This is a genomic window from Erythrobacter sp. JB1-15 (assembly GCF_057365035.1).
This window is the reverse complement of the sequence record NZ_CP200295.1, coordinates 1,342,366-1,366,986: the sequence shown is the minus strand read 5'-3', so window position 1 is coordinate 1,366,986 and position 24,621 is coordinate 1,342,366. Positions and strand designations below refer to the sequence as shown.

Here is a 24,621-nt window from a genome sequence, read left to right as displayed (position 1 = left end):
TTACAGGCCGTCCAAAAGTCGCATGATATCTTTGTTTTCAGCCTCAATCGCAGCCTCTTGCTCTGGCGTTCCAGGGATACGCTCCGGTCGTTGAGGGATAGCGCGCGAAGGATCAATCCAGATCACTCTAGCACCGGTAGATTTCAGCAGAAGAGATATCTCATTAAAAGTGCCTTCTGGAGCCGCGACATAAAAGGAGGCATATGTCCACGCATTGCGTTCTGCATCCTTTGCAATCACGCGTACCGCTTGGATCAAACCGTCTGGATCGCAGGGCGACGCAAAAGCTTCGTTGCGGGGCTCGCTCCACGCATCTTCCAACCTCTCGCGAAGCCATCCTACCGATTCCTCATACCGCTCGTGATCGCGCGGAAATAGCACAGTTCTCGAAGTGAAATCAGAATAGGGATTGCCGGGCGTCAATCGCAAAAACGCCTCATTTAAATAGTCATGCCAAGGGCGGCGATCACAATTGGAAGGTGCCACTAACGGTTCTCGGAAAAAAGCCTCCCGCTTGCGCTGCGCCTCTTCACGCAAATGATTGACATTCGCCGCAGATACGAGCGCTCGTTCCCAAAGTGCGCCAGTTTTGGCGTCTACAGAGCCATCCTCCAGCGCGATTTGCAAAGATACGATCTCACCCTTGCGCGGATGCACATCGGGCTGGGGAACGAGGATATCCAATTCCAATGTCACACCATCAGCTAAGATTCGTGTGCCATCATTCCAGCTTGTTGAACTAACTGATCTCGGCAAAGCTGCGATGTGCACTTCATCCAAGACATCACTCAGCGCCATTGAGCGGATCATCACACCTTCCGCGCCATAAATGACGATTACGTTTTCGCCCCGTCCAATCGAGTGCCAATTGTCGAAGGTCACAACATAAGCGCCATCATCAGCCATGATTGCGCTTACCGGCGCAACCGCATTTGCAAGGGGTTTTGCCCAAACGGGCCTCCACTCACCATTAGGCAGACGCTTTTCTAGCAAACCGAGAGGTGCAGGGCGCTCCACTTCACGGCCCTCCTCGAGAGCCTCGATTTCATCGCGAAAATAATCAAGCGAGCTGCCAATCGGCGCAGGCTCAACTGTGAAACGAAATTGACCGTTCTGCGATGTGTAGGTTTTAGTTGAAGGAGGTGCCCAGCTATCAGCTAATGCGGGTTCTAGGCCGAAACCTGCAACAAACCCTAATATACCGATCATGATCAACAATAACTGACGCATGCCCCACACTCTCTAAAGTCGATGTCCGTCTTAAAAGTCAGCGCGCGTCAAACATTTCAATCCCTGCAGCCAGCGTGTTGCTGTCCATCACGATCCGGTCCCCTGTCCAATCCGCGACAAAGGATGTCTTGCGCTGCAAGCCGGGGACAAAGCGGGCATTGTTGTTCACAATAGCCAGCCCGTCGGATGAATTTTGCGTGCCTTTTGCGCCCAGCGCAATCAGCGCCGAATAATTCTCTTTATCGCGGCCCTGGATGAACCAATTGTTCGCAATCGTGCCCACACTGCCATTGGGCAGGTCGATCATGTAATTGGTCGAGCGGCCCTGCGCATCGTCAAAGCTATTGTTTTCAATGGCATTGCTCGGCGCGCGCGATTTGACGTAGTGGCCGCCCGTGCCGCGCTCAAACCGGCTTTGCGTGATGGTGAGCGATCCATATTTGCCGACATAGACCGAATGCGCGCACCCGGCGGAATTTTCGCAAGTGCCAAGCCGGCTGAAAGTGGAGCGGGTGATGTAAATGCGCCCCTCAGGGTCGTTAGCTGTCAAAATGCCCTGCTGGCTATCAAGGAACCGGGTGAAGGCGATGTTGAGATTGTTCTTCTCAAGCCTGATCCCTGCACCATTGCCATCGCGCACGCTGATCCCGGTAAAGGTCAGCCCGCGTATCTCTGCCCCTTCGCCGCGCAGCACCAGCGCCGCTTTGCCCTCGCAGGCTGTGCCGGAAAAGATCGCGGTGCCGTATTCCTGCGCGGCAAAGGTGATAACGCCTGCTTTTTGCACCGCGCATTGGCGATAGGTGCCCGGCGCAATCGCGATTGTGGCGGTGCGATTTCCCACCGCATCGACGGCGGCTTGCAAAGTGGAAAAGCTTTGCCCGGTTTCGGTGATGGTAAAGCTGCCCGCAGCGCCCTGCGCAAAACCTGCAGAAGCGAGAGCGATGGCAGCGGCAGCGGTGCCACTTGCGGCGAAGAATGTGCGACGTTTCATGACACACGGTTTAGCACACAAATCAGCCCATGTGTGTTAACGGTTAACTCGGCCCAGCGCGGGACAGGCCCGCTTTACTGCGAATTGCGCTTGGCGAGGGGGCACGAGCCGGGCTATTGTGCCTGCAGAAATGTGATTTGGGATCGCAAGGAGGAACCACCTGATGAAAAAATCCACCACTCTTATAGCAGCCCTTGGCGCCAGCATCGCGCTTGCAGCGTGCAGCGGCAGCGACAATGCCTCTGACGATGCAGCGGCTGAAACGGTCGAAGCGCCTGCCGAAGAGGCGCTCGAAGATGTCACCGAAGTGCCCGTTGAAGATGCCAGCGCGGCGGCGGCAACACCCTCTGAAGAGATCGAAGGCCCGCCTGCCGTCACCGAAGAAGTGGCGACCGAGGCGGCTGAACAAGGCGCATCTGTGGCCGCTGATGCGCAAAGCGCGCTGGATGCAATCGAAGCGGCAGAAGCCGCAGAGGCAGCCGAAGCCGCTGAAGCCGCGAGCGATATCGATGCGCTGATCGATACGGCGGACGACCTTGGCGACTAAACAGGTGATCGCATCGAAAAGCGCGGCAGGAAGGCATGCGGCAAAGCATGCCCTACCTGCGGTGCTGCTCGCCGCAGCGCTTGCTGCCTGTTCAGCAGATAACGACGCGCCTGCTGGCGGGGTGAGCGAGGGCGAGGCGGCGGCGCTTGATGATGCCGCCGCTATGCTTGACGAAACGCCTGCGCCCATCGATGCGATTGCGCCGCCCGGCGCGGATGAAGCGGGCGAAACTGAGGCAGAGTAACAACAGAAAAACAGATCACAATAAACAGGCGACCCCGGCCTGCCTCATGGCCCATAAAGTGGTCCACCCCCGCGGCCTCGCCGCGCCATTATGCCCCCGCGGTCCCGCCGCGCCATTATGAAAGCCTTCCTGTATGAATGTCGCGCCCGCGCACTCGAACCAGTTCAACACCGGCATGGACCCTGAAAGCTTTGAGCAATTTGCCGAGCAGCTGGAGCGTTATGTCAAAGAACGGCTGATCCCGGCTGAGCCTGATGTGATCGCCAAGGATGAAGTGCCCGCCGACATTGTGCAGGAAATGCGCGATATGGGATTGTTTGGCATTTCCGTGCCCGAAGATCACGGCGGCGCCGGGCTTAACACCAGCCAATATGCGCGCGTCGTAAACATCATGAGCTATGCCGCGCCCGCGTTTCGCTCGATCTTCTCGATCAATATCGGCATGTTTGCGAGCGCGCTTAAGAACGGGGCAACACCCGAACAACAAGCGCATTGGTATCCCAGACTTGTCGAAGGCGAGATTGCCTGTTTTGGCCTGACAGAGCCGGGTTCAGGCAGCGATTCGGCCGGGCTTGCCACAACCGCAGTGCCCGATCCGGATGGCAATGGCTGGATTTTGAACGGCACCAAACGTTACATCACTAATGCGCCGCATGCGAAAGTAGCGCTGATAATGGCGCGCACCGAAAAAGAAAACCTGCCCAAAAACGCCCATGTCAGCGCGTTTCTGGTTCCGATGGACACGCCGGGTGTTTCCACCGGATCACCGGACAAGAAAATGGGCCAGCAAGGCGCGCATATCTCGGACATTATGCTCGATGATGTGAAAGTGCCGGGCGAAGCTTTGCTGGGCGGGGAAACCGGCAAAGGCTTTCGTTTTGCCATGCAGAGCCTTGATAATGGACGTATTTCGGTTGGCGCTTCGGCCACCGCCTATGCGCGCCGCGCGCTCGATTCCGCGCTGCGATACGCCAATGAACGCCAAGCCTTTGGCGAACCGATTGCACGCTTTCAGCTGATCCAGGCCATGCTGGCCGACAGCGAAACCGAGATCTACGCCGCAGAATGCATGATGCGCGACGTAACAGCGCGCGCCGACCGGGGCGAAAATGTGATCGGCAAAGCGGCCGCGTTCAAAGTCTTTGCCTCCGAAATGTGCGGGCGCGTTGTGGACCGGGTCGTGCAGATCTATGGCGGCGCGGGATACCTCGCGGAATACGATGCCGAACGCTTTTACCGTGATGCGCGCATTTACCGCATTTACGAAGGCACAACCCAAATCCTCCAGCTCCAGATTGCCAAGCATATGCTGAGGGAGTGGGAGAGTTTGAATGGGTAGGTTTTTTGTTTCCGCACGCCATCCGGCGTGCGATGTCCTCGCTCACGCGACCTAAAGGTCGCATCGCTCAGTTTATCCTGAGCGGCTGGCTTGCCAGCAAGCCGAAGGGGCGGGCGGTCGCCCTTGCGGCTCGTTCCACGAGCCGATGTCAATCAATCTCCCCTCCCGCTTGCGGGAGGGGCCGGGGTGGGTCCACAACACTATGTATAAACTTCTATCCGACCTCTCGATCATCGAGGTTTCCAGCTTCGTCGCTTCCCCCACGGCAGGCCTTTACTGCGCGCAGATGGGCGCAGAAGTTATCCGCGTCGATCACAAGGCGGGCGGGCTCGATTATGATCGGTATATGCTGACCAAAGAGGGGCGCTCGCTTTCTTGGGAAAACCTCAACCGCGCCAAGAAATCGGTCGCGCTTGATCTGCGATCTGGCGAAGGGCGCGAATTGTGTGTGGAACTGGCGGCAAAGACCGGTCAGTGCATCACCAATCTGCCTGAAAAGAGCTTTATGAGCCACGCCGCGATGAAGGCCGCCCAATCTGAGGGCGCGACCGATATGACTTCGGTGCGCATTCTGGGCTGGCACGATGGCAGGCAGGCGATGGATTTCACTGTCAACGCGGCCAGCGGATATCCGCTGATGACCGGGCCGGATGATTGGGACATGGATACAGCACCTCCCGTCAACCAAGTGCTTCCCGCATGGGATTTCATCACGGGCGCCTATTGCGCTTTTGCGCTGATGGCGGCGCTTCGCCACCGCGATGCGACAGGCGAAGGCAGCGAAGTGCGCGTGCCCCTTGGCGATGTGGCCATCGGCACAGCGGCCAATGCGGGCATGTATGCCGAAATGCTCTACCGCGGGTCAGACAGAGAGCGGCTCGGCAATGCGATCTGGGGCGCGTTTGGGCGCGATTTCCGCTCAAAAGATGGCGTGCGCTTTATGGTTGCAGCATTGACGGGCAAGCAATGGGCAGGCCTTGTCGAAGCGTTCGGTGTTGCAACCCCCATTGGCCAACTGGAAGCCGAAACGGGCGTGCAGTTTGCCGATGGCGATGATCCGCGCTTCAAACACCGTGAGGCTTTGTTCGCCATCTTCCAGCGGGTCGCGGGCAGCCATGATTACAAAGCGCTGGAGGCGCGCATGAAAGCGTCCGCTTGCACTTTTGAAAAATACCGCACCGCGCATGAGGCGGCGAATGATCCGGCGCTTATTGGGGACAATCCCATGTTCAGCCAAACCACAAACAACCCGTCAGGCTTTGAATATCCCGCGCCGCGTTCATTTGCGAACCTGCCCGCGCACTCTGCCGGCGATCCCGCGCCCGCGCCTTACCTTGGCCAGCATTCCGAAGAGGTTCTGGCGACAAGGCTGGGGCTTTCATCAGGCGCCATCGGCAAACTGGTGGATGCAGGCACCGTCGCGCTTTCAGATAAGGACAGATAAATGACCAGACGCGCAGCCATCGTATCGCCATTGCGCACACCCGTGGGCAAATTCCTGGGCGGATTGTCCAGCCTGAACGCAGGCAAACTGGGCGCGATCATCCTGAAAGCGCTGGTTGAGCGCAGCGGGATTGATCCGATGCGCGTCGATGATGTCGTCTTCTCCCAAGGATACGGCAATGCGGAGGCTCCCGCGATCGGGCATTGGTCGTGGCTGGCGGCTGGCCTGCCTTTGGAAGTGCCGGGTTATCAGCTCGATCGCCGCTGCGGATCGGGCCTCCAAGCGGTCGCCAATGCGGCGATGATGGTGGAAACCGGCATGGCCGATGTCGTGGTGGCTGGCGGGTGCGAGAGCATGTCGAATGTTGAACACTACACCCTGCAAGGGCGCGGCGGGGCGCGAATGGGCGATATCACTCTGCATGACCGGCTGTCGCGCGGGCGATTGATGAGCCAGCCGATTGAACGTTTTGGCGTGATCACGGGCATGATCGAAACGGCAGAAAACCTCGCCAAGGATTACGAGATTACCCGCGAAGAAGCGGATACGTTTGCAGTGCGATCTCACCAGAACGCAGCCGCTGCCTGGGCGGATGGCAAATTTGAAGCGCAGCTTGTCAAAGTGGACGTGCCTCAGCGGCGGGGCGACCCTGTTACCTTCGATCACGATGAAGGCTACCGCGCCGATGCCTCGATGGAAACGCTCGGCAAATTGCGCCCCATCGATGGCAAGCGCGACGCGCAGGCCATCGTGACCGCCGGCAATGCCAGCCAGCAAAACGATGCGGCGGCGGCCTGTCTGGTGGTGGCGGAAGACAAGCTGGAAGAGCTCGGCCTTGAACCCATGCTCTATTTCGGCGGCTGGGCAGCGGCAGGGTGCGATCCCTCGCGCATGGGCATTGGCCCGGTGCCAGCAACCGAGCGCCTGTTTGAACGGCGCGGTTACAGCTGGGATGATATCGGCATGATCGAAGTCAACGAAGCGTTCGCCCCGCAAGTTCTGGCTGTGCTGAAAGGCTGGGGCTGGAGCGCGGATGACAGCCGCCGCGACATCCTCAATGTGAACGGTTCGGGCATATCATTGGGCCATCCCATCGGCGCGACCGGTGGGCGGATACTTGCCGATATGGCGCATGAAATGCACCGGAGCGGCGTCCAATACGGGCTTGAGACAATGTGCATTGGCGGGGGCCAGGGCATTGCGGCGGTGTTTGAACGAGCCAAGTGAGGACCAGGACGTGAGTTTGGATGCGTGGATCGGGCGCGGGGAACGGCGCAGCGACCGGCTCGATGAGGGGCTGGCGGCGCGGTGGCTCGCCACTTTTGATTTGCCCCCGTCCAATCCGCTGCCCCAAGGCATCCATTTCGCGCTGTGCGCGCCCGATGCACTCACAAGCGCGCTGGGCGAAGATGGCCACCCTGCGCGCGGTGACAGCGCCGACAGCTTTCTGCCTCCTTTCGAAATGCCGCGCCGCATGTGGGCCTCATCCAAGGTCACTTTTCGCGCGCCTCTCACCAGCGGCGCGGTGATTGAACGCACCAGCCGCATTGCCTCCATCGCGGAAAAAGAGGGCGGATCGGGCAAGCTCGCTTTCGTCAATGTCGATCATGAAACCCGCGCCAATGGGACGCTTTCAGTGCTGGAGACGCAGACGCTCGTCTACCGCGATGCGGCCGCGCCTGATGCGCCGCTCAGCCCGCCCGCGCTGGGCGATGAGACATTTGACCCGGTACGGTGGGACGCGCACCGCGCGCTCACCCCTGATCCGCGCCTGCTGTTTCGCTATTCCGCGCTCACATTCAACACGCACCGCATCCATTACGATGCGCCTTATGCGCAGGATGTGGAGCGGTATCGCGGGCTGGTGGTCCACGGCCCGCTTACCGCATCTTTGCTGCTGCAATTGGCCGCGAGCAAGCTGGGGGACAACGCCCTTCGCACATTCGAATTTCGCGGGGTGTCGCCCGCCATCGCTGATGAGCCGCTGCATCTGGTGATGCGCCGTTCGGATGAGGGGTATGATCTGGCCGCCTTTGCCGATGATGGGCGGCAAGTGACGAAGGCGAGCGCTCAAGTGTGATGCCGCTCGCCCTGAGCCTGTCGAAGGGCCGCATAATCTCCCACCCCCAGCCCCTCCCGCAGGCGGGAGGGGAGCGAGACTTAGCAAGCCGAAGGCGCGCTTACCCGCAGCGGGGTGGGCACCATGCTCGCATATCAGCCCACCGGAAAATCCTTGATCGGCTTCAACACGCCATAACTTTCCTCAAGCAGCTTGCCCTCAAACTTGGGAAATTCAATTTCCGGCGGCTCCACATGCGTATCGGGCAAGCGGTCCAGCAGGTCGCGGATCAGGGTTAGCCGCCCGCGTTTCTGATCGTTGAAATCCACCAAAGTCCAAGGCGCATGATCGTAATGCGTGGCTTTCAGCATCGCCTCGCGCGCGTTTGTATAGGCATCATATTGCTCGCGCGCAGCCAGATCTATGGGAGACAGTTTCCAGCGTTTGAGCGGATCATCCAAACGCTCTGCCAGGCGTTCTTCCTGCTGCGCCTGATCGGTGGTCAGCCAGTATTTGAACAGGTGAATGCCATCATCGGCGAGCAGCTTTTCAAACACCGGCACCTGCTGAAGGAACAGCGAAACCTGATCTTCATCGGCAAAGCCCATCACCGCCTCAACACCGGCGCGGTTGTACCAGCTGCGATCAAACAGCACGATCTCACCCGCACTGGGCAGATGCTGGATATAGCGCTGGAAATACCACTGCGTCTGCTCCGCCTCGGTCGGTTTGCCCAAAGCGACCGTGCGGCATTGGCGCGGGTTCAATTTGTCGCGCACAGCCCGGATCGCGCCGCCTTTGCCCGCCGTATCGCGCCCTTCGAACAAGACCACAATCCGCGCGCCCGTTGTCCGCGCCCAGCGCGCCATCCCGACGAGCTCTGCCGTCATCGGCTCCAGCAATTTGCGGTATTCCTTGCCTTTCAAACCCACGTCTGCGCCCCTTTTCGCTTGTCTCAGGCGGGTTGTAGTATCACATGATACCGTATGGCTACCCTTCCCCAGACCGAAACCGATTTTAGCACACTTCCCGAAATGCCGGGCGATGTGTTCACTGCGCCGCTGGCGAAACCCGCTCATATCGGAGACGATTGGCTGGAGCCTGCGCAAACGGTGTATTCCTCGGAAGAGAACGCGATCTGGGATGATCTGTTTGCGCGCCAGATGGATGTGCTGCCGGGCCGCGCGGCGAGCGCGTTTTTGAAAGGGCTCGACCGGCTTGATCTCGCGCGCGGCGGCGTGCCTGATTTTGCCGCAATGTCCGAAGAACTGGGCAGCCTAACAGGGTGGAGCGTGGTGCCCGTCCCTATGCTGATCCCCGATCACGTGTTTTTCTGGCACCTTGCCAACCGGCGTTTTCCCGCAGGCAATTTCATCCGCACGCGCGAAACATTTGACTACATCCAGGAACCCGACGTGTTCCACGATGTGTTCGGCCATGTGCCGATGCTAACCGATCCGGTGTTCGCCGATTACATGGCCGAATATGGCCGCGCCGGGTGGAAAGCGATGCGGTATAACAGGCTGAAATCGCTGGGCGCATTGTATTGGTACACGGTTGAATTTGGCCTCATCGAAGAAGCAGACGGGGTCAAAGCCTATGGCGCAGGCATCCTGTCCGGCCCGGCAGAGGCTGTGTTCGCCACCGAAGCGAAAAGCCCCAATCGCATCATGCTGAACGTGGACCGGGTAATGCGCACTGATTATGTCATCAGCGATCTGCAACCGACCTATTTCGTGATCGAAAGCTTTGATGACTTGTACCGGCAGACAGTGGAGCGTGATTTTGACCGGCTGTACCGAAATTTAAGCGCAGGATTTACCTATGCCAATTCAGCCGTGATCGACGTTGATAATGTGGTGCATCGCGGCACACAGGAATATCACCTGCGCGGCGGGCGCGGCAGCGGAGCGGTTCCGGTTTAGTCCGCGCCTACCAGCCTGATTTGCGGCGGATCAACAGGTGGTATGCCGCCAGCACCAATGCCGAAGCCCCCACGGCAATGCCAAGTGCGCGCAAGGACACGCCGCCCAGCATGGTGAAATCATTGACGATCAAACCGGATATCAAAGACGCCGCCAGCGCAAGCCCCATTTGGCCCATGATCTGACCTGCCGCCTCGGTCCGGGCAAGGATCGAAGAGAGCCAGCCAAATACAAGTCCAATTAGAATGAGCACCATAAGCGCCATCGGATGCGCGTCGCCTTTTTAAAAATGAGAGTTACTCTCACTACAAGCGACACGCGCACTTGGTTCCGCAGCTTTTGGGGCGCGGGCGGATTAAAACAGGTATAACAGCGCAATACCCATGGCCACCCGGTACACTACGAATACCATCATTGAGGCGCGCTTAAGAAAGTTCATCAGGAACGCCATCGTCAGGAACGCCGCGATAAAGGTGAACACGCCGGCAATCAGCGCATCCATCGCAAGCTGCGTTCCCGCCTCGAAAATCTCCGGCACAATCAGCACGCCTGCGCCTGCCACGGCGGGAATGGAAAGCAGGAAGGAAAACCGCGCTGCTTCCACCCTTTTATACCCCAAAGCGCGCGCCGCCGTCATCGTCACACCAGATCGGCTGGTGCCCGGAATAATGGCGAGCGCCTGCGCAAGGCCCACGATCAAACCGTCGCGCCAGGTCATATCCTCAAACACCTTAACCTCGCGCCCGAGATAATCGGCCAGCCCCAAAAGCAGCCCGTAAACGATCAGGTTGAAAGCGATGAGATCGGTAAAGCGAATGGAGCTCATCAGATCGCCATCGATAATCTCCACGCCGAACACGCCGGCCGCGATACCGTTGAACAGCCCCATCTTGATCGACAGGCCAAAAGCAACCGCGGGGATAGTGCCCAGCACAATCCACCAGAACAGACGGCGTTCGAACGGGGCATTGGGCGCTTTGGCTCCCACCCCGATACTGGCAAAGCCGCCGCGCGCCAGAACCAGCACATCTTTGAAGAAATAGACGATGATCGCGAGCAAAGATCCGACATGCACCGCGACATCAATCAGCGGACCCTGATCGGGAAAATCGGTGAAAGTCGGGATCAGGATCAGATGCCCTGACGATGATATCGGCAGAAACTCGGTGATCCCCTGCACCACGGCGATGATGAGCAATTGAAGCAATGTCATGGTGCGCACGCAATGGCAGGGGCGCGGGTCAAGTCAATACGTCTATACCAAATGGCCGTTAAACCGGCTCGCTTTCTCCAAATTGCAGCTTTGCCAGCCGCGCATACAATCCGCCTGCCGCCGTCAGCTCAGCATGGGTGCCCTGTTCGGCGATGCGGCCCTTATCAAGCACGATGATCCGGTCCGCTGCCCGCACTGTCGCCAGCCGGTGCGCAATCACCAAAGTCGTGCGCTGCGCCATCAGCGCATCGAGCGCCTGCTGCACCAATTGCTCGCTTTCGGCATCCAGCGCGCTGGTCGCCTCATCCAGCAACAGGATCGGCGCATCGCGCAGCAAAGCGCGCGCAATTGCCACGCGCTGGCGCTGGCCGCCCGACAATTGCGTGCCCCCTTCGCCAAGATATGTGTCCAGCCCCTCCGGCAGATCGCGCAGGAACGTCTCCGCATTGGCTGCGCGCGCTGCATCCCAGATCGCATCCTCGCCCGCATCCCAGCGGCCATAGCGCAGATTGTCGCGGGCATTGGCGCTGAACAGCACGCCTTCCTGCGGGACAAAAGCGATCCGCGCGCGGATATCGGCGGGGTCAGCCTGCTTCAATGGTACTCCATCCAGCCGGATCGTGCCGCCCTGCGGATCGTAAAACCGTTCAACCAGCTGGAACAAAGTGGATTTGCCCGCCCCTGATGGCCCGACAATCGCAATCGTTTCGCCCGGTTCAATCTCAAGGCTGAAATCGGACAATGCGGGCGTTTCGGGCCGCGCAGGGTAGCGGAAAGTCACATTGCGGAACGACAGACTGCCGCGCGGGGGATCGGGCAGTTTTTCGGGACGCTGCGGCGCGGCAATATCGGGCTTCGCTTCCAGCAATTCGGCAAGGCGGCTGGCCGCGCCTGCCCCGCGCAACAAATCGCCATACACTTCGGTCAAAGCGCCGAACGCGCCTGCGACAATTCCGCCTGTCAGCACGAATGCGGTGATCGTTCCGCCGGATATCACCCCTTCGGATACAGCGGTCGCCCCGCGCCACATCACCAGAGTGATCCCGCCGAAAATCAGCACAATCACAATCGATGTCATCGCGGCGCGCAGCATGATGCGCTGGCGAGCGGTTTCAAATGTGCGTTCAACCACGCCTGCAAACCGTTCGCCTTCGCGGGTCTCTTGGCCAAAGCTCTGGACGACTTTCATCGCGCTGAGCACTTCAGTCACATAGGCCCCGACATCGGCGACCCTGTCCTGGCTGGAGCGTGATATAGCTCTGATCTTGCGGCCAAAAAAGACGATGGGCGCAAGCACCAGCGGAATACCGACCAGCAGCCCCAAAGTCAGCGTCGGCGCAAGATATAACAGCAGCGCAGTGCCGCCTATCGCGGTCAGCATATTGCGCAAAGCCACCGAAACCGTCGTCCCCACCACCGTTTCGATAATGGCGGTGTCCGATGTCATCCGGCTGGAGATTTCCTTGGGGCTGTTATCCTCATAAAAGCTGGGCGACTGTCGCAGCAGGTTGCGCTGCACCTTGGCGCGGATATCGGCGACCACGCGTTCACCGATCCAGCTGACGAAATAGAACCGCAAAGCGGTGCCAACGCCCAAAATCACGACAATCATCAGCAGATATTGGAACGCAGTGGCAATCTCTTCTGGCCCCGCACCCCCGCCAAAGGCATCATCCACGATCACCTTGAAGCGCCAGGGTATGGCCAAAGTCGCGCCTGCGGTGACTATCAAGGCAAGCAGCGCCCAGCCGATTTGCGCCGGATATTTGCCCGCCTCGCGGTACACCATTGTCAGCGGGGCGAGCGAGCGGGGTTTTTTCTCCGGCGGGTTCTTCTCAGCCGCGTCCCCATCGCCAGCGACACCGACAACCGTATCGCCAGTGCCAGCGGCCTTAACGTCAGATATGTCTTGGGGTTCGCTAGCCATTTCAGCGCTCACTTAAGGACAGTGCGGCCAAATTTCACGTGCAAAAAGCGCCTCGTCCCCGTTCCATTTAAGGACCAGAAACAAATTGTGCATTGCACAATGGCAATAAAGCGCCCATTTCACGAGGTAACCAATTTAAGGTTTCGCGCATAATCCGCACGCGAACCGCACGGTCAGGCCGCCTTTTGGTGCGGCGCACAAAGGGGCACGCAATGCTTTACCACGCCTATGAACTTCAACGCAGCTGGATGAACAGCGCCAGCTCTTTGGCTGCGATTGGATCATCCATGCTGTCCAACCCGGCCAATCCGATGGGATATATGGGCCTCAGCTCGATGGCGGCCAATGCGCTTGATGTGTTTGCCCATGCCACCGCGCCTTATGCAAAGCCCGCCTTTGGCATCACCGAAATCGAACAGGACGGCGCGCCGGTATCGGTGATTGAAAGCACTGTGCTCAACCGCCCCTTTGGCGATCTGAAACGCTTCCGCCTCGAAGGGGTGGATGTAGTGGACGGCGAAGCCACCAGCGCGCGTCCCAAATTGCTGATCGTTGCGCCGATGTCGGGCCACTACGCCACTCTGCTGCGCGGCACGGTGGAGCGGATGCTGAAATCGTGCGAGGTCTATATCACTGATTGGGCCGATGCGCGCACGGTTCCCCTGCATGAAGGGCATTTTGATCTGGATGATTATATTGATTATCTGATTGAATTTCTGGAATATATCGCCGCGCAATCGGGCAAAGGCCGGGCCAAGGCAAGCCGGCCGCACATGATGGCAGTGTGCCAGCCATCGGTGCCCGCTTTTGCAGCGACCGCTCTGCTAAATCAGCGAAAATCACCCGCCAGCCCGGATACACTCACCATGATGGGCGGGCCGATTGATACCCGCGAAAGCCCCACGACTGTCAACGATCACGCGATGAACCGTCCGATTGAATGGTTCCGCCAGACAGTGATCGCGACCGTGCCGATGAATTATCGCGGTGCGGGCCGCCGGGTCTATCCCGGTTTCATGCAGCTTTCTGCGTTTATGAGCATGAACCTGCAAAGCCACATGATGAGCCATTACGAGATGTTCAAACATCTGACCGCTGGCGATGCGCAAAGCGCGCAGGCGACCAAGGATTTTTACGACGAATACCGCGCGGTGTGCGATATGACGGCGGAGTTTTATCTCCAAACGGTCGAGGAAGTGTTCCAGAAACACTCAATCCCGAACGGCACATTCGAACATCGCGGCGAAATCGTCGATCTGGGCGGGATCACGCACACCGCCTTGCTGGCGGTCGAAGGCGAGCGGGACGATATCTCCGGCATTGGCCAGACCAAGGCTGCGCTGAAACTCACGCCCAATCTCGCTGAGAGCAAAAAGCGCTATTACATGGCCGAGGGGGCCGGGCATTACGGCATTTTCAACGGCAGCCGCTGGCGCGACAAGGTTGCGCCCGTGGTCGAGGAATTTATCGAAGCCAATAGCTGATCGGGTGCGCGGGATAGTTGCGGCGCATTAAGCCTGCATCTGCTAGGTGCATGCCATGTCGATTATCCTCGCTCTAAGCCTTGCTGGCGCTGCCAGTTCGCCCGATGCCGCTGCCCCCGCTGCCTATCTGGTTGCCGAAATCCCTCAGCCAGCCGAATTTCGCGACTGGATCATTGCGTGCAACAATGTGCGCCATTGCGAAGCCTCTGCTGGCAAGGAAAACGGCGCAGCCCTCGATTGGACCTTATCCGTGGTGCGCGGCGCTGACGGGGATGCCGCACCCATTGTCAGCGCGGCCCCCGCTTTCGAAGTCTACAGCCAGCCCGCTCGTATCCGTGTGGATGGCAGGATGACCCGCTTTACGCTCAATGATGCAGGCTATGTCGAGGGTGATCAGGCCGTATTTCTCAAAGCCATCGCCCGCGCTCTTTCTGCTGAGGTTGTGGCAGCTGACGGCGAAGTGGTCGGCAGGTTGCCCGTCATGGGCGCCACTGCCGCTTTGCGCTGGATGGATGATCAGCAGCAACGCGCAGGGACAGTAACCGCCATTCTTGCAACCGGGCGAAAACCGGCAGATGCGGTGCCACCGCGCCCGCCTTTGCCCGTGATTGACCAGCCAGCCCCCTCCGCCGCGCCCCCACGCACGCTCGATGACGCCGGCATTGCTGCGGCAAAAGAGCTTGCGGAATGTTCCAATGCTCCGGGCGAGACCGAATTTTTCCGGCTGGATGCAGGGCATAGTCTGGGGCTTATCCCGTGCAATCTGGGCGCGTATCAGGGATATTCGATGGCGGTCCTGATTGATGAGGCAGGCGATTGGTCTTTTGCCCCGCTCGAACAGGGACGCGCCTGGCGCGAGGATTTTCGCCCCATTGAAGCGTGGATGGTTTCGGGTGTGACCATGGCAGATTTCGCCAGCGAGACGCGCATGCTGTCAGGATTTGCAAAATACCGCGGCCTTGCCGATTGCGGAGACAGCGCGTCATGGGCGTGGGATGGGGCAATGTTTCGCCTCGCCCGGTACAATGAAATGCGCGAATGCCGCGGCACTCCTCCGGGTGATTGGCCCTCGCTTTGGATAACGCAGAACGCGGCCGCGCCCGGCTCGCAATAATCGCTACATTTTCGCGCGCAGCCCGGCGAATACGTTGCGCCCCGGCTCGGTAAAACCGGCAGCGCGGGTGAAATCGGCATTGGCCGCATTGCGCAGCGATCCAAACAGCTCAAGGCCGTCTGAGACAGACCAGCTTGCATCCAGACCCAGCGTCTCAAATCCCGGATTGCGGACAAGTCCTGTTGGCACAGAGCTGTCATTGAACGCGCTCACAAATTGCGCGTGCCCCGTGATCGCCAGCCGCGCCGAGGCCTGCCAACGCACCGCCAAACGCCCGGTCCATTCGGGCCGAAACCGCAGCAGCGCCCCATCAGCAGACCGCGATGTCTGATACGTCAGAGCCGCGCGCGCGGTGATATCGCCTTGCCGCGCGGTGCCGGAAAATTCCGCCCCTTCCACTTCCACCCGGTTGCGATTGACATTGGTGAAGAGCGCAGGGTCAAAATCGATCAAATCGCGAAAAGTGGAGCGGAAATAGGTGGCCGACACAGCCAGCGGATCATCCGGCTCGCCATAAGAAATGCCTGCATCAAAAGTTTCGCTGCGCTCGTCTTCAAGATCAGGATTGGCAATCAGCGGAAATCCCAGCGCGAACAGGCTGGGCCGTTTGAACCCGCGCGCATAATTGGCAAGCAGAAACGCGCCAGACCTGCCCAAAGCGATGGCGGTGCCAAGGCGCGGGGTCCAGCGCGCATCGCTGCCTTCGGGCCAGTCCGCGCGCAATCCGGCGGACAGCTCAAACCCGCGCAAGGCTTCCGCTTTGGCGGTCACGAACAGGCCGGGCATATCGCGCTCAATGGTGAAAGCCGTCGGGATCAGCACTCCGAAATCGAGCGTCCCTTCGCTGACCCCATCCTCGCGCGAATACGACGCTCCGCCTTCGATGATCAGCCAATTGCCCGACGCGTATTCGATGCTCGCTACCGCTTCATAGCGTTTAAGGCGGCTATCGGTCACAATCGGCGGCACCGGATCAAGCGCGCCGATCACGGCGGATGTGCCGATACCAGGGGAGGCGGAGGCAAGCTTGCTTTGCGAAAAGCCCAGCCGCATATTCGCGGTGACACCTTGCCCCAAACGCGCCGCCATTGCCGCGCCCAGCGCCACCTGTTCGCGCTCGCGCGGCTCCAGCTCGCGGATCACCGCAAGCTCAGGCCCGCCGCTGTCTTCGGGAAAACCGGCGGAATTGCCGGCGGCATAAAGCGCAAACAGATCAAGGCTCGCATCCGCGCCCAGATCGGGGCTGGCCGCGGCCATCACGCTCGTGCGTTCTAGCGTGCTGCCGGGGTTCAAATTTGCGCTGTCGGAATAATCCGCCGCAATGCTCAGCGTGCCAGCATCGCCGCTTAATCCCGCAGCGCCGCCCAGCCGGTAACGGCCTCCGCTGCCAAGCCCTGCATAGGCGGACACTCCATCCGCGCGCGCGCCCAGTTCCAGCGCGATTACTCCCGACAAAGCATCCGCGCCATAAGCGGTGGATTGCGGGCCGGAGATCACCGCGAGGCTGCGCACCAATTCAGGCGGCACAAGCGTGAAATCAAACCCGCCTCCGCTCGAATTGAGCGGATCATCCACGCGCACGCCATTAATCGTGACAAGCGCGAAATTCGGCTCTCCCCCCTGATCGCAACATAGGAACCCGCCCCCGGCCCGCCATTTTCAAACGCCACCACGCCGGGCAGCAGCGACAAATCTTCGGTAACCGATAGGGCGCCCGCCAGCGCCAGCCGGTCAGGCCCAAGCGTTTTGACAGAGGCCGGATTGTCGCGCGCCGGATCATCAAGGCTGGCTTCAACCACGATTGCGCCATCTCGCGTTGGGGCCTGCTCCGAGGACCGCTCCTGTGCCTGTGCCGGGAAGGGTGCGGCAACAAAGGAGGCGGCCATAGCGGCGCGGACAAGCGGCTTTGGTAGATTTAACATTTGAACGGGTGATATTCGCTTTTGGCAGGGGCGCAGGAATGGTTTAATTGCTTAATCAGATTAGACGGTTAATGCCGCAAAAATTTTACGATCCGGGCCGATTTATGCATAGAATTCTGACAATAGCGATCAGCGTGGCCATCGCTGCCTTGGCATTGGCTGTGGGGCATTTCGCCGCCGATCTGGTCCACACAGTGATCCGCGTGGTGCTGCCATTGCCATCGGTGACCGTGTCGGGCGAGGATCTGATCACGACTGTCAAATACCTTGTGGGGGCAAGCATTGCGGTGTTCGCGCTGGTGTCTGTCTTCAATCCAGCGCCCCTTTTCGGCAGCGCGCGGCGCACAGCGGTGCAGATATTCGCCTGGGGCGCGGCGTGGGGCAGCGGATCGCTAGCGCTGTTCTTTATGAGCGCAAGCGTCTTTCCCCATCAATTGCTGGTCGGCGCGTTTGTCGTTGGGGTCGCCCTTTTCATCATCGGATATGGCGTGTTTGGGCGCGATCACACCGCGCCCATCTTTGGCCGCGCCTTTGGCGTTATCGGCGCGCTGTTTGGCCTTTTGGCAAAGCCGCTTTCCTGGCTTGCCATCCTCATCACGCTCGCCCCGCTGATTGCCGCGTTTATGTATGTGAAAAGCCAGGATTTCCGCGACGCGGTGGCAGAATTTCGCATCCAGCAAAATGTCTCGGTTGATGGTGACTGGATGACAGTGCCGGTCAACACGCAAACCCAATTGCTCCAGCCCATCATGATCCGGATGGAGCCGGGCAGCGATGCGTCCATGCTGGTGCTCGAACGCGCCGGGCGGCTTTACCGCATGGGCTATCCCGATAACGGGACCAAGGAATTGCTGATCGATTTCGCCGATCAAGTGGGCGAGGTGAACCTGGAAAACGGCGCGCTTGGCTTTGATTTTGACCCCCGCTTTGGCGATGGTGAGAACGATTTTGTCTATCTCTATTTCACCAGTTTTACGAGCGATGCGCAGACCAATTACCTCTCGCGCTTTGATCTGTCGGCAGGCAATGCAGATGCGATCCTTGCCACGCGGTATGATCTGATGGCCATTGGCCGCCCGCCGACGCAATATCACAATGCCGGCCATGTCGAATTTGGCGCAGATGGAATGCTCTATCTCGCGATTGGAGAGCTGGATATTGCAGACAGCCACCAGACGATAAACACCACTTTGGCAGGCGGCATCATGCGCATTGATGTGATGAACCAGGGCGGCGAAGTATCACGCCCCATCACCCGTCAGCCCGAAAACGGCGTGACGCAGGGCTATTCGGTCCCGCTCGACAACCCTTATGCCGGGCGAGACGATGTGCTGGGCGAGTTCTTCGCGCACGGCCTACGCAATCCGTTCCGCTTCGCCTTTGACCCGGCCAATGCCAATATCTGGGTGGGCGAAGTTGGCTCCACGGTGTGGGAAGAAGTCAATGTCATCGAGGCGGGCAAGAATTACCAATTCCCCTTTGTCGAAGGACGCGAGGCGACCACCGTTCCCAAACCCGATAAGGTCGAAGGGACCGAGCAAGGCCCCGTCTACACCTATCGCCACACAGCCTATGATCGCTCCGTCATCGGAGGCATCGTCTATCGCGGATCGCGCTGGCCGGGGCTCGATGGCAAATACATCTTTGGCGACAATTATTCGGGCACGTTCTGGGCGATCCCAGCGGTGAACGAAGTCACCGAAACGGTCGAGACTTTGGGACAGGCAACCAAATACGCCCAGCGCGGCTTTACCTCGCTGATCCAAACGCCCGATGATCGTATTTTGATAACGGTGATGGGTTCCTCCTCCTCGCCCAATGGCGCGATTGTCGAATTGGTGCGCAAAGATGCGGGCGCTCAGGCCAGCATTGGCGGCGGCGGAGCGGCTGCTGGCGTGGCCGAGGGCGCGCTTTCCTCAGCCGCCATCCGCGAAAGCTACATCACCAATTGCGCGCGCTGCCACGGAGTGGATGGATATGCCGACGGCCCCGATGCAGACATGCTGGAAGAAGCGGGCGCCCGGCCGAAAAGCTTCCACTCAGACGAATTCGCAAGCCGCAGCCGCGATCATGTGCGCACCGCCATCGTGGGCGGCGGAGAGGCCGTGGGCATGTCGGGCCTGATGCCCCCATGGGAAGGCGTGCTGACCGAAGACGAGATCGACGCGATCACGGATTACATCATCGCGATGCGCGAGGAGGAGAGCGGGGAGGAGAGCGGGGAGGCCGGCAGTAACTAGGTCTTGGGCGATCGAAAAAACACCCGCTTCACCACCCTACTCGCGGCCCACAAAAGCCCCAGCACCAGCACCAACAGCACCGCCGCAACACCAGCGGCGGCAGTGGGATATTCATACGCCACATAGAGCAGCCCCACGGACGCGACATCCTCTGCGCTGGAGGTCACCAGATTGCTCACAGGCTCAGGCGAGGTGTTTACCACCGCGCGCGCCGATGCCTTGCCGCCATGCGCCAGAAAGCTCGCCCCGCCGCCCAGCAGGAATGCAATAACCTGCGTTGCCGGATCAGACGGATCAACAATCGCCAAAGCCAGCAAAGCGCCGCCAACAGGACGGATAAAGGTGTGCACGCCGTCCCACACGCTATCGAGCCACATGACCTTGTCGGCAAAAAACTCCGCGCATGCCCCCACCAGCGCGATCCCCATCACCCACGGGTTTTCAAGCACGGCAAGGCTGGCCAGATGTTCGGGCACAGGCACCGCGTCCAATCGCATCGCCAGACCAGTGGCGAAAACGCACAGATAAAGCCGCCAGCCCGACAAAAGGCTGACGCTGCCTGCGATGCCGATGATTTCCATGATGCCCATGGTCTTCGATAATGCGATATCGCGCACGGTTTGGCCAGCCGGCGCTTACAAACATCGCAAGTATCTGATTTATAGTTAATTTTCCGGGCTCAAGGCATTGACCGCCCTCGATTGGTCGCGTCTCATGCACGCTTGCAACCGTTGGTCATAACACCGCGCACGGCTCATCCGATCCAATTGAACGATCACCAATGGCGCCCGTTGGTTTGGTAAGGTCACACGAAATGAAAGGAGAATGACCATGACAAAGACATTCACCACCGCCGCCGCCGCTGCGATTGCGCTTATTGCTGCACCAGCCGCCGCCGACGATGAGCCCAGCATTACTGTTCGTGCGGATGTGCTCGAAGAAGCACCCAATAACGACTCAAACAGCTTCTGGCTCGATTACAAAACCGATATCAGCGAGGCAGAGCGTGAGCTGAAAAGCGACCTTGAACGCGCGACCGATGAAGAAGACCGCCGCGAAGCCTATGCGGAATATTACAGCGAAATTCGCGATGCGAAAAGCGATTACCGCGAAGAAATGACTGAGCGCGGTTACCGCGTGGTCGATTTCCAAGAAGAGCCGGTATTGTAAGCATACCAGCGAAGGGCGGAGCACAACGCCGCTCTATCGCACATATGAAAAAAGGGCCGAACCTCTCAGACTGGTTCGGCCCTTTTTTTGTATCTTAAGCCCTAGGGCGAGAAGAGCGGCTTAGAAAACCTCGAACAATCCAGCAGCGCCCATGCCGCCCCCGACGCACATGGTGACGACGACATATTTCGCGCCCCGGCGTTTGCCTTCGATCAGAGCGTGGCCGGTGCAGCGTGCGCCTGTCATGCCGTAAGGGTGGCCGATGGAGATAGAGCCGCCATTGACGTTGAGGATATCGTTATCAATGCCCAGCTTATCGCGGCAATAAAGGACTTGGACAGCGAACGCTTCGTTGAGTTCCCACAAACCGATATCGTCCATTTTCAGACCCGTTTGCTTAAGCAATTTGGGGATCGCGAAAACGGGGCCAATGCCCATTTCATCAGGCTCTGTGCCCGCGGCCGCCATGCCGACATAGCGGCCCAAAGGCTCAAGGCCTTTTTGTTCGGCAAGCTTGGCTTCCATCAAAACGCTGGCCGACGAGCCATCGGAAAGCTGCGAGGCATTGCCCGCTGTGATGACTTTATCAGGGCCCATGACGGGGTTGAGGCTTTGCAGGCCTTCCAATGTGGTGGAGGGGCGGTTGCCTTCATCTTTGGTCAGAGTGTGCTCGACCATTGAGATTTCGCCGGTCTCTTTGTCTTTCACACCCATAGTGGTGGTGCATGGCACGATTTCATCGTCAAACTTGCCCGCTTCCTGACCAGCAGCCGTGCGCATTTGCGATTGCAGCGCATATTCGTCCTGCACTTCGCGGCTGATATTGTACCGCGCAGCAACCGTTTCAGCAGTGCTGAGCATGGGCATGTAGACATCCTTGTGCATCGCGATCAGCGAAGGATCGGGTGCGACACGCATTTCAGGCGTCTGGACCATCGAAATAGAATCTTGACCGCCGCCCACGACAACATCCATATTATCGACCACGATTTGTTTTGCAGCGGTCGCAATCGCCATCAGGCCCGATGAACACTGACGGTCAATGGTTTGGGCTGCAACGGTAACAGGCGCTCCGCCGCGAAGGGCGACCTGGCGGCCGATATTGCCCGCTTGCGTGCCTTGGGTAAGGACTGCGCCCCACACAACATCATCAACTTCTCCGCCTTCGATGCCGGCGCGTTCTACCGCGGCTTTATAAGAGAATGAGCCGAGCGTTGCGCCCGGTGTGGCGTTAAATCCGCCTTTATACGCGCGGCCAATAGGCGTGCGGGCGGTGGAGACGATGACTGCGTCACGTGACATATTGGGGGTGTCCTTGTTTATGGTGAATCCCAGCGAAGGCTGGGATCTTTTCAAATCTTGGTGCTTGGTTGAGGGAGGTCCCAGCCTTCGCTGGGACTCGCGCAATTCTCAAACGAAATACTGCGTGATCCATTCGCAGATCAGAGCGGGTTTTTCCTCGCCTTCGATCTCGATGGTGATTTCAGCGGTCTGCTGCCACTGGCCGGGGCGTTTTTCGATCATTTCAACCAGTTTCCAGTGGCCGCGAATGCGCTTGCCCACGCGAACAGGCGCGATAAAGCGGGTTTTGTTGCCGCCGTAATTCACGCCCATTTTCACCCCATCAAGCTTGGGCATATCGCTGTTCGCGCCAAGATAGGGGATCATCGAAAGCGTCATGAAGCCGTGCACAATGGTGCCGCCAAACGGGGTCATCTTGGCGGCTTCTTCGTCGATATGGATGAACTGGTGATCGCCTGTCGCATCAGCGAACATGTTGACCTTTTCCTGAGTCATTTCGGTCCACTCTGAGCTGCCGATATTCTCGCCGACCTTGGCGGCCAATTCCTGTGCGTTCATGCTGTGTCTCCTCTACCCTTACGCTTGCATGCCATATGCCGCGCAAGCCGGTTTACGTTTACGTTAACTGGCCGCCTTATTGGCAGGCGATTGAGCAGAACGCAATGATAAAGGTAAGGAGCGGTTTATGCCGTTACGGCATCCTCGCTTGGCTCATCTTCACTGGGGCGGCGGCGATGCCGACGGGGCGGTGATGCGCTGTGATCGGCCTGTTTTTCGAGCAGCCGGGTATAGCTCCACAGCCCCGCCTGAAACGCCAGGATCAGCATTATGAATGGCTGGAAGGCAATGCCCACAAACAGCGCGCCGACCAGGTAGATGATATGCGATTGCTGCAAAGCCATGGCGAGCGGCGAGACCCAGCTTTCCTGCGCGCTGGTGCGATTTTTCCAGCCCTTATACAGCTTGCGCATGTGATAAAGCCCGATCAGATGCAGCAGGCCAAACAGGCCAAGCCCCGGCCAGCCCTGTTCGCCCAGCATCTCAAAATAGCTGGAGTGATAAGCGCGCGCTTTATCGACGACCGTCTTTTCGCGCGTGACCGATGAATTGGCGCCTTGGCTTTCCTTGACCAGATCAACCTCAATCGAATTGCTGCGATAGGCGGTAAATCCTCCGCCCATGGGATTGTCGAGCGCATAGTCAAACGTCCACGCCCACACCGCCAGCCGGCTGGAAGCGGATTGGTCGCCTTCGTAATTCTGGATGGTCGCCATCCGATCGGTAAAAGAGGATGGCAGGAACGGGATCGAGACAATCAGCGCAAATCCCATCAGCGCGCCATACAAAACCCGGTTCTTCATCTGCACCAGCAGCAACAGTCCAAACACCGCCAGGCACACAAGACCCGTGCGCGCGCTGGTGCCGATGGGGATCAGAATGGCGGCAAAGGTGTAGCCAAGCGCAAACGCCTTGGTCCGCCAATCGCGCGGGAACACTTTGCCATGGGTCGCCAGCCACCAGATCATTGGGATTGCCGTGATCGCAGCGCAGGCGATGATCGAGCTTTCATAAAGGCCCGAATTGTCATCCACCAGCAGCCGCAAAGTGCCATAACCGCCGCCGCCCAGAAACGTCTTTACCCCGCCATTGATAACGATGACTGCCAGCGCGAGCACATAGAACAAGATCGCCCCTTCGAGCCGCATTCGCGATGTGAGAGTGAGCGGGAGGAAAGCTGCAAAGATAAGCGACTTCCACACCCAGGCCCATTTCTCTGCCGCCGAATCGGGGAAATCCGCCATCCCTGTGGTGATGTAGCAATAGAGCAGCAGCGCCATGATCAGCGCCTGCGCCATGCCAAATCGCGCTTTGCCCTTGGTGCGGTCAAACAGCAGCCAGCCGCCCACCATCACGCCAAATGCGATCAGCGACATTTGCAGGTCTGCAAGGATCTTTGTGCCGACTTTGCCGGGGGAGACGATCTCGACATAGAGATACAGCAGCACCCAGACGAATGGCTGCCTGAGGCCAAACAGCAAAAGGACCGCGAAAAAGGCGAGAAGAAACAGCTCTGTCATGAACCGCGCTCCGCACTACTGTGTGCTGGCCCCTGGCCTTGCATCTGCGCGCGCCGCCGCGCCAACCGCCGTGCGGAGGGGGACAAGGCCGCCTCTTCCGCCGCTCCAGCATCTGCGCCATTTGCCGCTTCGCCATCGCTTTGGGGCAAATCCGGATCGGCATCCAGATCGGTGCGCAGCATCAAGCGAAACGCCGCGATAAACAAAATCGCATGCACAAAGGCAATTGTAAGAATGTTTACCATCGGTGGGCCTTGGTCTTCTCAGCTGGTGCAAATCATGCTCTGACCCGCATAGGGAGTGGTAACGATTTTCGTTTAACAGGCTCCTAAGCGCTCGCCATCTTTAGCATGGTTTGAGCGTTTAGCATAAGCGCGAAGCGAGGCGATTGA

General features: G+C 59.0%; 23 protein-coding genes and 1 pseudogene. 11 read left to right on the top strand and 13 right to left on the bottom strand.

Annotated elements, in window-relative coordinates; translation table 11 throughout:
- Both AC0V6L_RS06565 and AC0V6L_RS06560 read right to left on the bottom strand, forming a co-directional pair.
- A complete protein-coding gene (locus AC0V6L_RS06565; protein WP_486153518.1) occupies nucleotides 1–1,230 on the bottom strand; it encodes a hypothetical protein in 1,230 nt (409 codons plus the stop codon).
- A 37-nt stretch (nucleotides 1,231–1,267) separates the two neighbouring features.
- Nucleotides 1,268–2,221: a right-handed parallel beta-helix repeat-containing protein gene (locus tag AC0V6L_RS06560; protein WP_486153517.1), complete on the bottom strand. Its 954-nt coding sequence runs from the start codon at nucleotides 2,219–2,221 to the stop codon at nucleotides 1,268–1,270.
- 163 nt (nucleotides 2,222–2,384) lie between these two features.
- On the opposite strand from AC0V6L_RS06560, the gene AC0V6L_RS06555 reads away from it, so the two are divergent.
- From AC0V6L_RS06555 to AC0V6L_RS06530, 6 genes are all read left to right on the top strand, one after another.
- On the top strand, nucleotides 2,385–2,768 hold the full coding sequence (locus AC0V6L_RS06555) for a hypothetical protein (protein ID WP_486153516.1): 384 nt from the start codon (nucleotides 2,385–2,387) through the stop codon (nucleotides 2,766–2,768).
- A complete protein-coding gene (locus AC0V6L_RS06550) occupies nucleotides 2,758–3,012 on the top strand; it encodes a hypothetical protein (RefSeq protein ID WP_486153515.1) in 255 nt (84 codons plus the stop codon). The genes AC0V6L_RS06555 and AC0V6L_RS06550 overlap by 11 nt, the downstream gene beginning before the upstream one ends.
- Nucleotides 3,013–3,145: 133 nt before the next feature.
- Entirely contained in the window at nucleotides 3,146–4,351 is a 1,206-nt protein-coding gene (locus AC0V6L_RS06545) for an acyl-CoA dehydrogenase family protein (RefSeq protein WP_486153514.1), read from the top strand.
- Between the two features lie 202 nt (nucleotides 4,352–4,553).
- Nucleotides 4,554–5,795, top strand: coding sequence for a CoA transferase (locus tag AC0V6L_RS06540; RefSeq protein ID WP_486153513.1), 1,242 nt, complete (start codon nucleotides 4,554–4,556; stop codon nucleotides 5,793–5,795).
- Nucleotides 5,796–7,022, top strand: coding sequence for an acetyl-CoA C-acetyltransferase (locus tag AC0V6L_RS06535; protein WP_486153512.1), 1,227 nt, complete (start codon nucleotides 5,796–5,798; stop codon nucleotides 7,020–7,022).
- 10 nt (nucleotides 7,023–7,032) lie between these two features.
- The gene (locus tag AC0V6L_RS06530) at nucleotides 7,033–7,875 is read left to right on the top strand and encodes an HTD2 family dehydratase (RefSeq protein ID WP_486153511.1); all 843 of its coding nucleotides are present in this window, start codon (nucleotides 7,033–7,035) and stop codon (nucleotides 7,873–7,875) included.
- Between the two features lie 134 nt (nucleotides 7,876–8,009).
- Here AC0V6L_RS06530 and ppk2 read toward each other — a convergent pair whose 3' ends face one another.
- Nucleotides 8,010–8,744: a polyphosphate kinase 2 gene (gene ppk2 / locus AC0V6L_RS06525; protein WP_486155066.1), complete on the bottom strand. Its 735-nt coding sequence runs from the start codon at nucleotides 8,742–8,744 to the stop codon at nucleotides 8,010–8,012.
- A 96-nt stretch (nucleotides 8,745–8,840) separates the two neighbouring features.
- Between ppk2 and phhA the strand changes: the two genes are divergently transcribed.
- Nucleotides 8,841–9,779 (top strand): phenylalanine 4-monooxygenase, encoded by a 939-nt coding sequence (gene phhA, locus AC0V6L_RS06520; protein WP_486153510.1) that lies wholly within the window; start codon nucleotides 8,841–8,843, stop codon nucleotides 9,777–9,779.
- A 7-nt stretch (nucleotides 9,780–9,786) separates the two neighbouring features.
- Here phhA and AC0V6L_RS06515 read toward each other — a convergent pair whose 3' ends face one another.
- The 3 genes from AC0V6L_RS06515 to AC0V6L_RS06505 all read right to left on the bottom strand — a co-directional run bounded on the left by AC0V6L_RS06515 (nucleotide 9,787) and on the right by AC0V6L_RS06505 (nucleotide 12,781).
- Nucleotides 9,787–10,044, bottom strand: a complete 258-nt coding sequence (locus AC0V6L_RS06515; protein ID WP_486153509.1) for a hypothetical protein — start codon at nucleotides 10,042–10,044, stop codon at nucleotides 9,787–9,789.
- Between the two features lie 90 nt (nucleotides 10,045–10,134).
- Nucleotides 10,135–10,992, bottom strand: coding sequence for an undecaprenyl-diphosphate phosphatase (locus tag AC0V6L_RS06510; protein WP_486153508.1), 858 nt, complete (start codon nucleotides 10,990–10,992; stop codon nucleotides 10,135–10,137).
- Nucleotides 10,993–11,050: 58 nt separating this feature from the next.
- Nucleotides 11,051–12,781 carry an ABC transporter transmembrane domain-containing protein gene (locus AC0V6L_RS06505; RefSeq protein WP_486155065.1) on the bottom strand — a complete coding sequence of 577 codons (1,731 nt, stop codon included), beginning with the start codon at nucleotides 12,779–12,781 and terminating at the stop codon, nucleotides 11,051–11,053.
- Nucleotides 12,782–13,131: 350 nt separating this feature from the next.
- Here AC0V6L_RS06505 and AC0V6L_RS06500 point away from each other — a divergent pair, with 350 nt between their 5' ends.
- Together AC0V6L_RS06500 and AC0V6L_RS06495 are read left to right on the top strand one after the other, a co-directional pair.
- Nucleotides 13,132–14,403 carry a polyhydroxyalkanoate depolymerase gene (locus AC0V6L_RS06500; RefSeq protein ID WP_486153507.1) on the top strand — a complete coding sequence of 424 codons (1,272 nt, stop codon included), beginning with the start codon at nucleotides 13,132–13,134 and terminating at the stop codon, nucleotides 14,401–14,403.
- Between the two features lie 55 nt (nucleotides 14,404–14,458).
- A complete protein-coding gene (locus AC0V6L_RS06495) occupies nucleotides 14,459–15,517 on the top strand; it encodes a DUF1176 domain-containing protein (protein ID WP_486153506.1) in 1,059 nt (352 codons plus the stop codon).
- 3 nt (nucleotides 15,518–15,520) lie between these two features.
- On the opposite strand, the gene AC0V6L_RS06490 is transcribed toward AC0V6L_RS06495, so the two are convergent.
- Both AC0V6L_RS06490 and AC0V6L_RS06485 read right to left on the bottom strand, forming a co-directional pair.
- The gene (locus tag AC0V6L_RS06490; protein WP_486155064.1) at nucleotides 15,521–16,570 is read right to left on the bottom strand and encodes a TonB-dependent receptor plug domain-containing protein; all 1,050 of its coding nucleotides are present in this window, start codon (nucleotides 16,568–16,570) and stop codon (nucleotides 15,521–15,523) included.
- Nucleotides 16,571–17,020: 450 nt separating this feature from the next.
- Nucleotides 17,021–17,403, bottom strand: a pseudogene (locus tag AC0V6L_RS06485) (TonB-dependent receptor plug domain-containing protein); the annotation flags it as partial.
- Nucleotides 17,404–17,573: 170 nt separating this feature from the next.
- On the opposite strand from AC0V6L_RS06485, the gene AC0V6L_RS06480 reads away from it, so the two are divergent.
- Complete coding sequence (locus tag AC0V6L_RS06480) at nucleotides 17,574–19,679, top strand: PQQ-dependent sugar dehydrogenase (RefSeq protein WP_486153505.1); 2,106 nt, start codon at nucleotides 17,574–17,576, stop codon at nucleotides 19,677–19,679.
- Here AC0V6L_RS06480 and AC0V6L_RS06475 read toward each other — a convergent pair.
- Nucleotides 19,676–20,269 carry a DUF4126 domain-containing protein gene (locus AC0V6L_RS06475; RefSeq protein ID WP_486155063.1) on the bottom strand — a complete coding sequence of 198 codons (594 nt, stop codon included), beginning with the start codon at nucleotides 20,267–20,269 and terminating at the stop codon, nucleotides 19,676–19,678. The genes AC0V6L_RS06480 and AC0V6L_RS06475 overlap by 4 nt on opposite strands.
- Before the next feature lie 241 nt (nucleotides 20,270–20,510).
- Between AC0V6L_RS06475 and AC0V6L_RS06470 the strand changes: the two genes are divergently transcribed.
- Nucleotides 20,511–20,849, top strand: coding sequence for a hypothetical protein (locus tag AC0V6L_RS06470; RefSeq protein ID WP_486153504.1), 339 nt, complete (start codon nucleotides 20,511–20,513; stop codon nucleotides 20,847–20,849).
- 120 nt (nucleotides 20,850–20,969) lie between these two features.
- On the opposite strand, the gene AC0V6L_RS06465 is transcribed toward AC0V6L_RS06470, so the two are convergent.
- From AC0V6L_RS06465 to AC0V6L_RS06450, 4 genes are all read right to left on the bottom strand, one after another.
- Entirely contained in the window at nucleotides 20,970–22,151 is a 1,182-nt protein-coding gene (locus tag AC0V6L_RS06465) for an acetyl-CoA C-acyltransferase (RefSeq protein ID WP_486149362.1), read from the bottom strand.
- 108 nt (nucleotides 22,152–22,259) lie between these two features.
- Nucleotides 22,260–22,709, bottom strand: coding sequence for a MaoC family dehydratase (locus tag AC0V6L_RS06460; protein WP_486153503.1), 450 nt, complete (start codon nucleotides 22,707–22,709; stop codon nucleotides 22,260–22,262).
- 125 nt (nucleotides 22,710–22,834) lie between these two features.
- On the bottom strand, nucleotides 22,835–24,229 hold the full coding sequence (locus AC0V6L_RS06455; protein WP_486153502.1) for a DUF5935 domain-containing protein: 1,395 nt from the start codon (nucleotides 24,227–24,229) through the stop codon (nucleotides 22,835–22,837).
- Nucleotides 24,226–24,474 (bottom strand): hypothetical protein, encoded by a 249-nt coding sequence (locus tag AC0V6L_RS06450; protein ID WP_486153501.1) that lies wholly within the window; start codon nucleotides 24,472–24,474, stop codon nucleotides 24,226–24,228. Before AC0V6L_RS06450 ends, AC0V6L_RS06455 begins: the two co-directional genes overlap by 4 nt.
- Between the last annotated feature and the right edge of the window lie 147 nt (nucleotides 24,475–24,621).

What these genes read in the sequence shown, in the direction of transcription:
- phhA (WP_486153510.1), top strand. Translation starts at nt 8,841, where the DNA reads ATGGCTACCCTTCCCCAGACCGAAACCGATTTTAGCACACTTCCCGAA.
- AC0V6L_RS06470 (WP_486153504.1), top strand. Translation starts at nt 20,511, where the DNA reads ATGACAAAGACATTCACCACCGCCGCCGCCGCTGCGATTGCGCTTATT.
- AC0V6L_RS06500 (WP_486153507.1), top strand. Translation starts at nt 13,132, where the DNA reads ATGCTTTACCACGCCTATGAACTTCAACGCAGCTGGATGAACAGCGCC.
- AC0V6L_RS06535 (WP_486153512.1), top strand. Translation starts at nt 5,796, where the DNA reads ATGACCAGACGCGCAGCCATCGTATCGCCATTGCGCACACCCGTGGGC.
- AC0V6L_RS06460 (WP_486153503.1), bottom strand. Translation starts at nt 22,709, where the DNA reads ATGAACGCACAGGAATTGGCCGCCAAGGTCGGCGAGAATATCGGCAGC.
- AC0V6L_RS06475 (WP_486155063.1), bottom strand. Translation starts at nt 20,269, where the DNA reads ATGGGCATCATGGAAATCATCGGCATCGCAGGCAGCGTCAGCCTTTTG.
- AC0V6L_RS06505 (WP_486155065.1), bottom strand. Translation starts at nt 12,781, where the DNA reads ATGGTGTACCGCGAGGCGGGCAAATATCCGGCGCAAATCGGCTGGGCG.
- AC0V6L_RS06495 (WP_486153506.1), top strand. Translation starts at nt 14,459, where the DNA reads ATGTCGATTATCCTCGCTCTAAGCCTTGCTGGCGCTGCCAGTTCGCCC.
- AC0V6L_RS06545 (WP_486153514.1), top strand. Translation starts at nt 3,146, where the DNA reads ATGAATGTCGCGCCCGCGCACTCGAACCAGTTCAACACCGGCATGGAC.
- AC0V6L_RS06540 (WP_486153513.1), top strand. Translation starts at nt 4,554, where the DNA reads ATGTATAAACTTCTATCCGACCTCTCGATCATCGAGGTTTCCAGCTTC.
- AC0V6L_RS06450 (WP_486153501.1), bottom strand. Translation starts at nt 24,474, where the DNA reads ATGGTAAACATTCTTACAATTGCCTTTGTGCATGCGATTTTGTTTATC.
- ppk2 (WP_486155066.1), bottom strand. Translation starts at nt 8,744, where the DNA reads ATGACGGCAGAGCTCGTCGGGATGGCGCGCTGGGCGCGGACAACGGGC.
- AC0V6L_RS06565 (WP_486153518.1), bottom strand. Translation starts at nt 1,230, where the DNA reads ATGCGTCAGTTATTGTTGATCATGATCGGTATATTAGGGTTTGTTGCA.
- AC0V6L_RS06465 (WP_486149362.1), bottom strand. Translation starts at nt 22,151, where the DNA reads ATGTCACGTGACGCAGTCATCGTCTCCACCGCCCGCACGCCTATTGGC.
- AC0V6L_RS06515 (WP_486153509.1), bottom strand. Translation starts at nt 10,044, where the DNA reads ATGGCGCTTATGGTGCTCATTCTAATTGGACTTGTATTTGGCTGGCTC.
- AC0V6L_RS06510 (WP_486153508.1), bottom strand. Translation starts at nt 10,992, where the DNA reads ATGACATTGCTTCAATTGCTCATCATCGCCGTGGTGCAGGGGATCACC.
- AC0V6L_RS06555 (WP_486153516.1), top strand. Translation starts at nt 2,385, where the DNA reads ATGAAAAAATCCACCACTCTTATAGCAGCCCTTGGCGCCAGCATCGCG.
- AC0V6L_RS06490 (WP_486155064.1), bottom strand. Translation starts at nt 16,570, where the DNA reads ATGCGGCTGGGCTTTTCGCAAAGCAAGCTTGCCTCCGCCTCCCCTGGT.
- AC0V6L_RS06455 (WP_486153502.1), bottom strand. Translation starts at nt 24,229, where the DNA reads ATGACAGAGCTGTTTCTTCTCGCCTTTTTCGCGGTCCTTTTGCTGTTT.
- AC0V6L_RS06560 (WP_486153517.1), bottom strand. Translation starts at nt 2,221, where the DNA reads ATGAAACGTCGCACATTCTTCGCCGCAAGTGGCACCGCTGCCGCTGCC.